Below are 12,993 nucleotides of genomic sequence, written 5' to 3' on the forward strand. Positions count from 1 at the left end.
TTCGCATCAAAATCCTCTTTGCACCTAGGGTGCCTGGTCGGAATTTGATAGACGCTTAGGAAAATGCTAATGTTCTTGTGTTCAGTTTTGAAGGTGTATGAAAGTACATCTGAAGGCAAAGTCAAAAGCGAAAGCTTGTTATGGCTAGCCTGAAAAATTTCTGGTGATGATGCGCTTAGGGGACACACCCGTTCCCATTCCGAACACGTCGGTTAAGACCTAAGCGGTCGATGATACTTGGTGGGTAGCTGCCTGGGAAAGTAGATGGTTGCCAGAATTCAATTAAAGTTTTCGGGGTGTAGCGTAGCTTGGCTAGCGCGCCTGATTTGGGATCAGGAGGTCGCAGGTTCAAATCCTGTCACCCCGAGCCTTGTATCAGTGGATTTGTAATCCTTATGGTGGATATGGCGCAGTTGGTTAGCGCGCCAGATTGTGGCTCTGGAGGCCGTGGGTTCGAATCCCATTATCCACCCTATTGTGGGTCACTAGCTCAGTTGGTAGAGCACTGGACTTTTAATCCAGGTGTCTCGGGTTCGAGCCCCGAGTGACTCATATTTTTGCAGTCGTGGCGGAATTGGCATACGCGCTAGACTAAGGATCTAGTCCGGGTTTCTGGGTAGGGGTTCAAGTCCCCTCGACTGCATATAATTTGCGCGAATGGCTCAGTGGTAGAGCATCGCCTTGCCAAGGCGAGGGTCGCGAGTTCGAATCTCGTTTCGCGCTTTTTAGCTTTTGCATTATCGTATAGTGGGCTATCGCCAAGCGGTAAGGCACAGGACTTTGACTCCTGCATTCGCTGGTTCGAATCCAGCTAGCCCAGGTCTCAAGTTAAGCTAAATTAATTAGTTTAATGGGGTATCGCCAAGTGGTAAGGCAACGGATTCTGATTCCGTCATTCGCAGGTTCGAATCCTGCTACCCTAGTTTAAAAGCCTGTAATTACAGGCTTTTTTATTTGCAATCAGTAGACTATGCATTTGGTGCGTAGTTAAAAAACTTTTATGGCCGATAAAAAATAAATAAAATGCCTTTGTTTTAATAAAATTCGTAGTCAGTTACTACGAATTTTATTAAAACAAAGGCATTTTTTATGTAGTCCAAAAGCAAAACATAGTTTATCTATAAGCAGTGCAATTGGACATATCCCGTAATATTTATGCAAAAAATATTTGTTATTAATGAAATTTAAATTTTATAGGTTGCCACAATAGTTTGCAAAGAAGACTGAAAAAATAGAAGTATACCTAAATTTTATGCACAAAATTTTTAACATACCCACAGATACAATATCAAGTTTAAGTTTTAGGCAAGGAGACAAGTACCACAATGGGGCATAAACAATTTGAAATTGAAAAAGGAAAGAAAAAGTCAAAATTTTAAAAATAGTTATGTTAAATGGAAATTAGAAAAAATACAAATTAAATAGCCAGAGTATTCATTAAATTTGTAGAAGGGATATTAATTAAAACAATATTTATGAACTAAGTAGAAAAATCCTCTAAGAATGACTAACAGTATATAGGTGGCTCACTGATATAACGTGTTATACATGAGCAAAAAATAAAGTATAAACAACTACGGGTTTAACGCCTGGTTGTTTCCTTACGTATACTGTCGTATTACCAGAAATGGTTATGAGAATTCCATAATTGTATAAAGCTTTACTTTATTTTGTTTATGTGAAATAAAAATAACACTAATTAATCACAAAAAATATCCAATGTTATACTTATGGAAAGTATTAACCACATAATGAGAATTTAAATTAAAAATACAAAAGTAAATATATTGAATTCAAAAAAAGTAAAAGTGTTCAAATAGCCTATATATTTATTTTGAAAAATATGTTGAATTACAATAAAAAATAAAAATGGCAAAACGACAAAAGTGAAAAATATTAGAAATTTGCATTGACAGAATAGGGTTATAGTGATAGCTTTAAGTCAAGATCAAAATTGAATTCAAACTTTGATATAAATGTGTTCAAAATAATTGAACATATATTCAAAAATATGCTTTAGAATTGGAGGGCGAGGAATGGACTTCGCAGGCAAGAAAATAATTGTAACTGGTGGTGCAAGTGGAATCGGAAAGGCTATTACTGAAGGCATTGTTGAAGGTAGAGGACATGCTATAATTGTCGATTTAAATATGGAAACTGCTGAGAAAGTAAGAGAAGAGCTGGGAAAAAACAATGTTTCTTGTTACAAGGTAAACTTAGCTGATGCACAAGAAATTCGAACTGTTTTCTCTCAAATTTTAGCAGACTTTGGTCAAATACATGGGCTTGTAAACAATGCTGGCATAGTAAGCACAGTGCCATTTGAAGAAGTGACCCAGAACGAATGGGATAAAGTAGTTTCAATCAATTTGACAGGTGTATATACAGCAATCAGCACATTGTATCCTTCCATGAAAGAAAATGGGTATGGCAGAATTGTTAATGTTGCTTCTGTGGCAGCTAAGCGAGGCGGTGGATTACTAGGTACAAGTGCTTATGCGGCATCAAAAGCTGGTGTAATTGGATTGACAAAAGCAGTAGCAAGAGAGGGTGCAACCTTTGGTATTGCTTGCAATAGTGTGTGTCCAAGTTTGACATTAACTCCAATGACTGCAGGAATGTCTGCAGAAAAGAAAGAAAAGATTATAGCTACAATCCCCATGGGCAGAGGCGCTGATCCAAAGGAAATTGCAAATGTAATTTTGTTTTATGCATCTGATTTGGCAAGCTTTGTAACAGGTGAGATAAGTGATGTTGACGGTGGCGTAACAATGGATGGCTGAGACCATTTGAAAACTTAAAATTACAAGGAGGAAGAATGTATGAAGAAACGTTTATTTGCAAGTGTAATGGCAATGATGGTGGCTGCTGGCTGTTTGGTAGGCTGCGGTGGTGGAAGCAGTAGTAGCGTAGACAGTGTAGACGCAGCAGGTGAAGCTGGGGGAGATACATACAATTGGAAAATGGCATTAAACTCAACAGCAGGAGATAATGCATACGACACTGCGGCAGTTTTTGCAGACAAGGTAAAAGAATTGACAAGCGGTAAAGTAAATGTCGAACTTTATGGTGGTGCAAGCCTAGGGTCTACATCAGAAGTTTTGGAGGGCTTAAGTTACGGTGTTGCAGATATCATTTGTGAATCTGTAGGAACATTGGCAACATTTACGCCCCTTGCTAATATTGATGCAATGCCTTATATTTACAGCGATTATGACCATTTTATGGATGTTTGGTATAGCGACCTGGGACAGGAAATGAAGGATACCATTGGTGAGGCATCTGGTTTTAAGCTGATGGGGGGAACTTTTAGAGGTCCCAGAATTGTAACATCAACAAAGGAAATGCATAATGTTAATGATTTTAAAGGCTTTAAACTAAGAGCACCAAACCTTGAGATGTACTTAAAAACATGGCAGTGGATGGGGGCAGCACCTACTCCAATGGCAATGAATGAAACATATACCGCTTTACAGCAGGGAACGGTATCCGGACAGGAAAACCCTATGGCTGATTCAATGAACTATGCATTTAACGAAGTATGCAAATATTGGATTAAAACAAACCATGTTTATAGCTGTAACTTGTTTATTATGGATGCAAACTACTACAATGGCTTGCCTGAGGACATTCAAGCAGCGGTAACAGAAGCTGCTGAATTTGCAGGTCAAGAAGTAAGCGTGAAGCAGTTAGAAAAAGAAGAGGCAGCAGAAGCGAAATTGGTTGAACAGGGTTGTACAGTCATTGATGTTGACCGTGATGCATTTAAAGCGCATTTTGATGGTTTTGCAGATCAGAATTTCCCCGATTTAAAAGATTGGACTGAAAGAATTAAAGCTATGGATGCTGGGGAATAAGTTATAAAAAGAAAAATGAGGTGATTTCATTGATAAAGGCTTACTCAAAGTTTCTGGATAAGCTGGAAACAGTAGAAAAATTGTTTTTAGCGGTTACCGTTGCAATTATGATAATTGTTATGGTATACCAGGTAGTTTTAAGATATTGTTTTTCCTCAGCAAATTCGTGGAGTGAGGAATTGGCTAGATATTTATTTATCTATGATGTGATGATTGCTGCTGCTATTGCAACGAGGAAGAATAGCCACTTACAGGTTGACTTTTTGATAAATCTCTTTCAACCCCAAATTAAATGTATGTTTACCATTGGTGCTACCATAGTTGGTATCGTATTTTTAGGATTTTTGTTTACATATTCCTTGACACTTTGCCAAACAGCGGCAAGTAATATCTCTGCAGGGCTAAAAATTTCCATGTCTATCCCTTATGCGTGTATGCCTCTTGGTGCAGTCCTTATGATTTTAACATCTATGGAAGTAATTTTGAAAAACGTGTCACAAATTCGAGAGTTGGGAACAGAGGAGGTGGGCGGCTGATGAATGCCGGTTTGATTGTTATTCTTGCGCTACTGGGGTTGTCTTTCTTAGGGATACCTATTTACTTGGCATTGGGAATTGGCACTCTAGTTGCCTTGAATGTTGCTGATATGCCCCTTATTGTTTTACCTCAAAAGTTATTTGCAGGCATGAACTCAAGCTCTTTATTAGCAATTCCATTCTTCATGTTGGCGGGCAATATTATGTCTCGGAGCATTACGGGAAAACTGATTGATGTGTCAAATGCATTAATCGGCTGGATTAAGGGTTCCCTGGCAGTGGTTACTGTTTTGGCATCTGCGCTTTTTGGTGCAATCTCTGGCTCTGGTGTTGCGACTGCATCAGCAGTAGGTGGTACAACAATTCCTGCCATGAAAGAAGAAGGATATCCTTCCCATTTTGCAGCAGCGATTACAGGGATTGCTTCTATCTTAGGACCAATTATTCCTCCTTCCATAACCTTAATTGTTTATGCAAGTATTACGGATCTTTCAGTTTCCAAGCTCTTTATGGGTTCTGTAATTCCTGGTGTTTTAATGGCTGGCGGACTAATCTTATATGCTTTGGTTTATGGTAAAAAGCATGATTTGCCTGCACATGAAAAGAAAACACCAAAAGAGATTGCGCTAACTTTTAAAGACGGTATTTGGGCTCTATTAATGCCAGTTATAATTCTGGGGGGCATTTTTGGTGGAATCTTTACACCTACAGAATCTGCGGCTGTTGCAGTTGTATATGCCCTGGCAGTAAGTCTTTTTATCTATAAAGATATGAAGGCAAAAGATATGTTTACAGTCTTTGTTGAGGGAGCAATTGGTACAGCTACAATCTTGATGTTAGTCGGGCTATCCAAGGCTTCCAGTTATGTCGTAACCACTTCGGGCTTACCACAGCAAGTTTTGGAGGTGTTTAGCTCCATTACTTCAAGCAAGATTGTAATTCTTTTGTTATTGAATGTGCTGTTCTTTGTAATTGGAATGCTGATGGAGGCCAATGCGGCAATTATTATGATGACTCCAATCTTGTTGCCTTTGTTATCAGCATTTGGTATTGATCCGTTGCAGTTTGGTATTATCATGAGTTTCAATTTATGCATAGGTTTGGTTACTCCACCTGTTGGGATTTGCTTACTGATGACAAACCAGATAGCAAGGGCAAGCTTTGTTCAAACTTTAAAATCCATGTTGCCTATGCTGCTCATTTCAATTATTGTTTTGATGTTGGTAACATTCATACCTCAGATTACCATGTGGTTGCCAAGCCTCATTCAATAAAATTTTACGGAATAGATAATCTCATTTTTCTACATAATTATTTATACCCCTTCCAAAAAAATCCCTCTCCTTTTAACTAGGAGGGGGGTTTTGCATTAAATTAGTAGAAATAAGAAAAAAATAAGTTTTTTAATCTTTTTTTACCATAAATTTATTGATGGAAAAGAGTGTTTTCAGAAAATTTTCTTTAAAAAACATGAAAAGGGTGGTATAATACAACTAACTATGCAATCGATAATAAATATCCTAAGTTTATTAGGATTAAGATAGGAGGCTGGTTGATATGGCAGCAAAATTGGAAAATGAGTATGGTGTAATTACCATTGATCGTGAGGTAATTGCTAGAATTGCAGGCTATGCTGCAATTGAGTGTTACGGCATTGTAGGTATGGCAGCCAAGAATATGAAAGATGGCTTGGTACAGCTTTTGAAGTTGGAAAGTTTAACAAAGGGAATTAAGATGCAAGTAGACCAAAACAAAGTTAGTTTGGATTTGCATATTATTGTAGAATACGGCACCAATATTTCTGCCATCGCAGACAATATCATTAGTACTGTGAAATATTCTGTTGAAGAATATGCAGGGCTTGAGGTAGAAGATGTGAATATCTTTGTTGACGGTGTCAGGGTCGACAATTGAGCATGAGGAGGAACTATCGGTGAGTATTTTGAAGTTGAATGGTCTTCGGTTAAGTAGAATGATTATTGCCGGAGCAAATGAATTAACTGCAAATAAGCAGTTGGTAGATGCAATGAATGTATTTCCTGTTCCTGATGGGGATACAGGCACAAATATGTCTCTTACTGTTTTAGCGGCTGCAAGAGAGTCTGAAAAAAGCAGTTCTTTGAGAGTGGATGAAATATCTAAGTTGGCGGCTGGCGGCGCATTAAGAGGTGCGAGAGGGAACTCTGGTGTTATTACATCTCAACTGTTTCGTGGTTTTTCAAAAGGCTTGGAAGGTTTAGAAGAAGCTGGTGTAGTTGACTTAGCAATGGCTTTGGATAAAGGTGTTCAAACAGCCTATAAAGCAGTTATGAAGCCCAAAGAGGGAACAATTTTGACAGTTGCAAGAGCTTGTGCGGAAGCGGGGGCTAAATTGTCCTTGGAAACAGATGACATCGAGGTTTTCCTAAAAGGTGTGATCGAGTACGGACATGAGGTTTTGGCAAAAACACCTGAAATGCTTCCTGTGTTAAAGCAGGCAGGTGTTGTTGATGCGGGTGGACGTGGTTTGCTTTATGTTTTGGAAGGTGCTTTGAAACATATTCATGACGAAGGTCCTATTACTGTTGCTGAGCCAACGAAATCAGAGCCTACAGACTTTGCTGCATTGGCATCTATTGAGAATGAAGATATCACTTTTGGCTATTGCACAGAGTTTTTCATCAACGTGAATCACCCCGATGATGCAACAGTGCAGAAGTTAAAATCATACCTTGGAACCATTGGCGATTCCATTGTTTGTGTTAGTGATGAAGAAATTATTAAAATACATGTGCATACAGACCATCCTGGTTTGGCAATTGAAAAGGCATTGGCAATTGGTAGCCTTAGTGGTCTGAAGATCGATAATATGAGAGAACAGCATACAAATCGTATTGATTTTCATGCTGCTACTCCTATGCAGGCATTTGAAAAGGCTGCTGCTGAAGAGAAGAAAGAAGATGCTCCTAAAAAGGATATCGGTTTTGTTTCTATTTCTGCGGGCAAAGGTTTATCTGATATTTTTAGAAACTTAGGCGTGGATAAGATTATCGAAGGTGGCCAAACCATGAACCCTAGTACAGAAGATATCTTGAATGCAGTTGAGCAGATTCATGCAGATAATATTATTATTTTACCAAATAATAAAAATATTATTTTGGCTGCGGAACAGGCAGTTGATCTTTGCGAAGACAAAAACTTATTTGTGGTACCCACAAGATCTGTTCCCGAAGGCATCAGTGCCATGTTCTGTAATGCAGAGGGGCTTGAGGCTGGTGAAATGGCTGAAGAAATGAAAGAAGCAATTAAGGCGGTTTCCACAGTTTCTGTTACTTATGCGGTAAGGGATACTTGCTTTGGGGATAAGGAAATTACCGAGGGTGATATTCTTTGTATGTTAAATGATGAAATTGTTGTTGTTGCTAAGGAAGTAGCAGAGGGTACAAAAGAAGTGCTAAAGCAAACCATTACTGAAGATAACGAAATGGTTAGCATTTATTATGGTGCTGATGTAACTGAAGATGATGCACAAGAAATTGCAGCGTTTATTGAAGAAACCTACCCCGATTGTGAAGTTGAAATTCAAAGTGGGGATCAGCCTTTATACTTCTATATCATTTCTATAGAATAAAAACAAACATTCCGTAGGGCAAAATATAGCTCTACGGTTTTTTTGTGCTGATTCTTCGTGAGTATGGTGAAATTTGGTTGAAAAGCTGTTAAAATATGCTTTAACATAGACCATAAAAATTTTATAATAAAAAGATATAGCGAAAATTCATATAAATTAATTTGGGATTTGAAGAAAGAGGTGAGAATATGGAGTGGAATGACCCAGTTTCCATCCTTAAAGGTGTTGGGGAGCAGAGAGAAAAGAAGTTGAATAGGCTTGGTATTTTTACTCTAGAAGACCTTTTGACTCATTATCCCAGAGAATATAAAGACAGAAGTAAGCTGACAAAAATTTGCCAGTTAGAAATGGATGTGGAAAGTACTTTCATTGCTCGTTGTAAGGCCAGTGGTGAAACAATCAGACATGGAAGATTTACCTTTACCCGCCTTAGGGTAAGTGATGATAGTGGTGAGGTTGGACTTATTTGGTACAATCAGCCCTATATGAAAACGGCTCTAAAAGTTGGAGAGTCCTATTTGTTTACAGGTAAATTGCAAAATAAATATGGCAAAAAGGAATTTGCTGTGTCCGAATGGGAACGAATCGGAGATCACTTTGCAGGAGGAAGGATTGTGCCCGTGTACCCTAGTGTTGAGGGGATTTCCCAAAAGATGCTAAGAGGGTTAATGGAAGATGCCTTGGGTCAACTAAGGGGTGGCTTAGGTGAGGATTTGCCACTGTGGCTACGTAAAGAGAACCATCTTGCAGAGCGCAATTTTGCCATTGAGCAAATACATTTTCCCAATACGGAAGAAAGTTTTTATGACGCCAGACGAAGGCTAGTATTTGAAGAATTTTTTGTTTTGCAGGGAGCTCTTTTTTCACTAAAATCCTATCTGGAACATGAGGATAAAGGCATTGTCATGAAGAAGAAAAAGGCTTTGAAGGACTTTCTAAAACATTTGCCTTTCCAGTTAACCAATGCCCAGCAAAAGGTTTTATGGGAGCTGGTAAAAGACATGTCAACGGGCAAGCAAATGAATCGACTTGTGCAAGGAGATGTAGGTAGCGGAAAGACTGCAGTTGCAATGACCGCTTCCTATTGGGTGATTCAAAACGGCTATCAATCCGTATTGATGGCACCAACAGAGGTGTTGGCACAACAGCATTATCATTCATTTTCTACAGTTTTTGGTCCTCTAGGCCTTGAAACAGTGCTATTGACAGGTGGTCAGTCGGTAAAAGAAAAAAGGAATACCTTAGAAAAGGTGGCATCGGGACAAGCAAACATGGTTATTGGCACCCACGCAGTCATACAAAAAGGTGTGGAATATCATAAGCTAGGCCTAGCTATTACCGATGAACAACACCGCTTTGGTGTGCGCCAAAGGGGAGCATTGAATCAAAAAGGTGTAGATCCCCATACGTTAGTCATGACCGCAACCCCAATACCTAGAACCTTGGCACTGATTTTGTATGGTGATTTGGATGTTTCTATTATCGACGAATTGCCACCAGGTAGACAGAAAATAGATACAATGGCGGTAACAAGCAATTATCATGAAAGGATTTATAATTTCATTGAGAAACAAGTGCATGAGGGTAGACAGGCTTATGTAATTTGCCCCATGATTGAGGAGAATGAGAAGCTAGAGGTACAATCAGTATTAAATTATACCCAGGAATTACAGCATAAACTACATGGTTGCAATGTGCAATGCGTTCATGGAAAAATGAAACCAAAGGAAAAACAAGAAATGATGAATGCCTTCGCAAATGGGTCAATTCATGTGCTTGTATCTACGACTGTAATTGAAGTTGGGATAAACGTTCCAAATGCTGTCATTATGCTAATTGAAAATGCAGAACGTTTTGGTTTGGCCCAATTGCATCAGCTAAGGGGACGAGTGGGACGGGGGAGAGAAAAATCGTATTGTGTGTTGGTTAGCGATGCAAAAACAAAAATTGCGAAGCAAAGACTGAAGGCATTGGTAGACTCGGACGATGGTTTTGTCATTTCGGAAATGGATTTGAAATTACGAGGGCCAGGTGAATTTTTTGGAACCCGTCAGCATGGTTTACCAGAATTGAAGATTGCAAATATTTATCAGGATATGACTGTTTTGATTGAGGCACAAAAGGCGGCAGACAAGCTATTAAAGATGGATCCATTCTTATCTCAAGAGGTACATCAAGGGCTTAAAGCTAAGTTTGACCATTTTTTGGAGGGCAAATCTTTAGAGATATGAAAGAGTTTTATATTGTATTTTATACAAATTTTTGATATAGTAATGATGTATGTAACAAATTAGAAAGCAATAGGTGATGCGCATATGAGAGTGATCGCAGGGGCAGCAAAAGGGAGAAAGCTACAAACAATTGAAGGTTTATCCACTAGGCCTACCACAGATAGAATAAAGGAAACTTTATTTAATATCATTGCATTTGACTTGCCGCAGAGCAATTTTTTAGATTTATTTTCAGGAAGTGGAGCAATAGGTATTGAGGCCTTAAGCCGTGGTGCAACACAAGCAGTTTTTGTGGAGCATAACCCCCGATGCCAACGGGTGATCAAGGAAAATCTTATGCATACCAAGCTGGACAAGCAGTCAAGAGTAATAGGTTTAGAAGTACCAATGGCCTTGGATCAGCTTGCCAAAGAAAAAGGGAAGTTTGATATAATTTTTTTGGATCCGCCATATGAAGCAGGATTAACGGAGCCCACGTTGTTAAAAATAGTTCAGGGTGGGTTATTAAATAAAGATGGCTATATTATTGTTGAACGCTCGGCGCAAATTCCACTGGCGTCTATCCCGGGACTTCGGGTTTTGCGTGAAAAGGAGTACAGAACTACGGTAATGACGTTTCTGTGCCTGGAGGAAGAAAATATATGAAAAAAGCAATTTATGCGGGAAGTTTTGATCCTATCACACTGGGGCATTTAGATATCATTGAGAGGGCGGCTAAACTATTTGACACATTAGTAGTGGCAGTTTTGGAGAATCCCAATAAATGTTCATTATTTACTGTTGCTGAAAGAAAAAAGCACTTAGAACTTGTTCTAGCTGATATGGAAAACGTGGAAGTTGCCTCTTTTAGTGGACTTTTGGCTGACTTTGCAAAAGAAATTGGAGCAACAGCCGCGGTAAGAGGACTTCGTAACACCATGGATTTTGCAGTTGAGTACCAGATGTATCTGATTAATCGCAAGCTAGGAAAGGAAATGGAAACTGTTTTCCTGGCGGCTGATGAGGAGCATCTTAGTTTAAGTTCTACAAATGTAAAAGAAGTTGCGGTTTTTGGTGGAAATATTGATTTTATGGTTCCTCAGGAAATCAAACCTTTTATTATAGAAAAATACAAGAAGTGAGGGAGTGCTTATGGATTCTGTTTTGCAGTTATTAGACGAACTAGAAGAAATATTAGATAGTAGCAGAGCTGTGCCTTTTAGCAATAAGGTGTCTGTTGACAAAGAGGAAATATACGATATTATCAGTGAAATTCGTATGAAACTTCCCAATGAATTAAAACAATCTAAATGGGTCATTGAAGAAAGAAATAAAATTTTGATTGATGCACAAAGGGAAGCTGACGAATTAATGAAGAATGCCGAAGACCGTATGGTTCGTTTGATTGATGATAATGAAGTAACAAAAAAAGCATACGAACAGGCGGCTGCAATCATTGATTCGGCAAAGAAAACGTCAAAAGAAATGCGTTTAGGTGCGATGGAGTATGCTGAAGGCGTTTTGGCCGATGCAGAGGGCAAGCTGAAAGAGCTAAAGACTGTGGTTTATAGCGAAAGTATAAAAACCGATGATTATTTTGCCCAAACGCTGAATGTTTTGGCCGAAAATATTCAAGAGTTGCGCTTAGGCAAATAATCGTTATTTTCTTTGAAAAAAGCCAAAAAAGAGAGCAAAAACAAAAAACAATAGGCTACAATTTATGTACAAACTTGGAATGGAAAATGCAGTTTCTGCCATCACAGCAAGGGTAGGGACTGTTTTTTGTGCGTATTTTTCAACAAATGGGGCTATAATAAAGAAAAAAATACCACTGAATACGCTATTACACAGTTTAGCCGCAACATAGCGGCTTTTTTTTATGGGCACATTCCTGAGTATGCCAAAAGTTTGGCACAGGATTGAAAGACCACCAAAACCAACCAACATACAGGATGCAAGGAGCCTTAAAAAAAGATCATCAGGGGCGGTGCTTAATATAAATGTGCCATTGGTCATTTCTAATATCCCACCACAAAGGCCGCATAAGTATTCATTTGAAAAGGGCAGGAAGGAAAGTCCATGTCCTAAAAATTCAAAGATACCTGTTTGTTTAAAGGCTTCAACCACTACACCGAAAAGGATGATATAACCCCCAATTTGGGCGATGGTGTCTAGGGAGTCAGCTATGGTTTTGGGTAGGCATTCTGAGATAGAAGGTGCTGCTGTTTTTTGGTAAGGGATAAAATCCATGCTGTTTTTTTGATGATATAAAATACGAAATAAAATTCCCGTTGTGAGTGCTCCCAAAAAGCAACACAATAAAAATAGGTAACCCCAGAAAGGTGCATGAAAAAAAGCAGCAGCCACAGTGCCCACCAAAAATAATGGCCCCGGGTTGTTGCAAAATGATAAAATATGTTCAGCCTGGGAAATTGAGATTTTCTTTTCTTCATATAACGAGGCTGTGATTTTCGCCCCCATAGGATAGCCTGAAAAAATACCAAGAAAAAATGGAAATGCAGCAATTCCCGGTAGACCGAATAGAGGTTTCATGAGGGGTCTTAACCATTCTCCTACCATTTCGGCAGCACCCATGCGTAACAATAGGCCGCAGGCGACCATAAATGGAAACAAGGAAGGCAAAACCTGATTAAACCATAGAGTAACACTCTTTGCCCCAGCTGCAAGCATAGCTTGGGGATAGCGTAATAAAGCAAAAACTAAAAAGCAAGCACAAATTATAACTAAGGAATTTTTTTTCATGGTGAAAAGCTTCTTCC

11 protein-coding genes, 7 tRNA genes and 1 rRNA gene are annotated in these 12,993 nt (G+C 38.9%); 18 read left to right on the top strand and 1 reads right to left on the bottom strand.

The features are described from left to right. Positions 1-159: 159 nt before the first annotated feature. From rrf to ABVZ64_RS07505, 18 genes are all read left to right on the top strand, one after another. A 5S ribosomal RNA gene (rrf, locus tag ABVZ64_RS07420) occupies positions 160-277 on the top strand. A gap of 15 nt (positions 278-292) precedes the next feature. Beyond that, positions 293-367, top strand: a tRNA-Pro gene (locus ABVZ64_RS07425). Positions 368-398: 31 nt separating this feature from the next. Next, a tRNA-His gene (locus ABVZ64_RS07430) sits at positions 399-472 on the top strand. 7 nt (positions 473-479) lie between these two features. Beyond that, positions 480-552 (top strand) — tRNA-Lys (locus tag ABVZ64_RS07435). Between the two features lie 7 nt (positions 553-559). Next, positions 560-643: transfer RNA gene (locus ABVZ64_RS07440), tRNA-Leu, on the top strand. A gap of 8 nt (positions 644-651) precedes the next feature. After that, positions 652-723, top strand: a tRNA-Gly gene (locus ABVZ64_RS07445). A 25-nt stretch (positions 724-748) separates the two neighbouring features. Next, positions 749-820, top strand: a tRNA-Gln gene (locus tag ABVZ64_RS07450). Positions 821-851: 31 nt separating this feature from the next. Then, a tRNA-Gln gene (locus ABVZ64_RS07455) sits at positions 852-923 on the top strand. 1,113 nt (positions 924-2,036) lie between these two features. Further along, positions 2,037-2,783, top strand: coding sequence for an SDR family NAD(P)-dependent oxidoreductase (locus tag ABVZ64_RS07460; RefSeq protein ID WP_352400393.1), 747 nt, complete (start codon positions 2,037-2,039; stop codon positions 2,781-2,783). Between the two features lie 39 nt (positions 2,784-2,822). Further along, positions 2,823-3,857: a TRAP transporter substrate-binding protein gene (locus ABVZ64_RS07465; RefSeq protein WP_352400394.1), complete on the top strand. Its 1,035-nt coding sequence runs from the start codon at positions 2,823-2,825 to the stop codon at positions 3,855-3,857. A 29-nt stretch (positions 3,858-3,886) separates the two neighbouring features. After that, positions 3,887-4,393 (top strand): TRAP transporter small permease, encoded by a 507-nt coding sequence (locus ABVZ64_RS07470; RefSeq protein WP_352400395.1) that lies wholly within the window; start codon positions 3,887-3,889, stop codon positions 4,391-4,393. Further along, positions 4,393-5,667: a TRAP transporter large permease gene (locus ABVZ64_RS07475; protein WP_352400396.1), complete on the top strand. Its 1,275-nt coding sequence runs from the start codon at positions 4,393-4,395 to the stop codon at positions 5,665-5,667. The genes ABVZ64_RS07470 and ABVZ64_RS07475 overlap by 1 nt, the downstream gene beginning before the upstream one ends. 283 nt (positions 5,668-5,950) lie before the next feature. Continuing rightward, positions 5,951-6,307 (top strand): Asp23/Gls24 family envelope stress response protein, encoded by a 357-nt coding sequence (locus tag ABVZ64_RS07480; RefSeq protein WP_352400397.1) that lies wholly within the window; start codon positions 5,951-5,953, stop codon positions 6,305-6,307. A gap of 19 nt (positions 6,308-6,326) precedes the next feature. Further along, positions 6,327-8,003 (top strand): DAK2 domain-containing protein, encoded by a 1,677-nt coding sequence (locus tag ABVZ64_RS07485; protein WP_502892586.1) that lies wholly within the window; start codon positions 6,327-6,329, stop codon positions 8,001-8,003. 188 nt (positions 8,004-8,191) lie between these two features. Continuing rightward, positions 8,192-10,234: an ATP-dependent DNA helicase RecG gene (gene recG, locus ABVZ64_RS07490; RefSeq protein WP_352400398.1), complete on the top strand. Its 2,043-nt coding sequence runs from the start codon at positions 8,192-8,194 to the stop codon at positions 10,232-10,234. 84 nt (positions 10,235-10,318) lie between these two features. Continuing rightward, a complete protein-coding gene (gene rsmD, locus ABVZ64_RS07495; protein ID WP_352400399.1) occupies positions 10,319-10,879 on the top strand; it encodes a 16S rRNA (guanine(966)-N(2))-methyltransferase RsmD in 561 nt (186 codons plus the stop codon). Beyond that, complete coding sequence (gene coaD / locus ABVZ64_RS07500) at positions 10,876-11,355, top strand: pantetheine-phosphate adenylyltransferase (protein ID WP_313530151.1); 480 nt, start codon at positions 10,876-10,878, stop codon at positions 11,353-11,355. Before rsmD ends, coaD begins: the two co-directional genes overlap by 4 nt. A 10-nt stretch (positions 11,356-11,365) precedes the next feature. After that, positions 11,366-11,869: a hypothetical protein gene (locus tag ABVZ64_RS07505; RefSeq protein WP_352400400.1), complete on the top strand. Its 504-nt coding sequence runs from the start codon at positions 11,366-11,368 to the stop codon at positions 11,867-11,869. A gap of 3 nt (positions 11,870-11,872) precedes the next feature. Here ABVZ64_RS07505 and ABVZ64_RS07510 read toward each other — a convergent pair whose 3' ends face one another. Continuing rightward, the gene (locus ABVZ64_RS07510; RefSeq protein WP_352400401.1) at positions 11,873-12,976 is read right to left on the bottom strand and encodes a nucleoside recognition domain-containing protein; all 1,104 of its coding nucleotides are present in this window, start codon (positions 12,974-12,976) and stop codon (positions 11,873-11,875) included. Positions 12,977-12,993 lie beyond the last annotated feature (17 nt).

This window comes from Anaerotignum sp. (assembly GCF_040307045.1).
GTDB lineage: Bacteria > Bacillota > Clostridia > Lachnospirales > Anaerotignaceae > Chakrabartyella.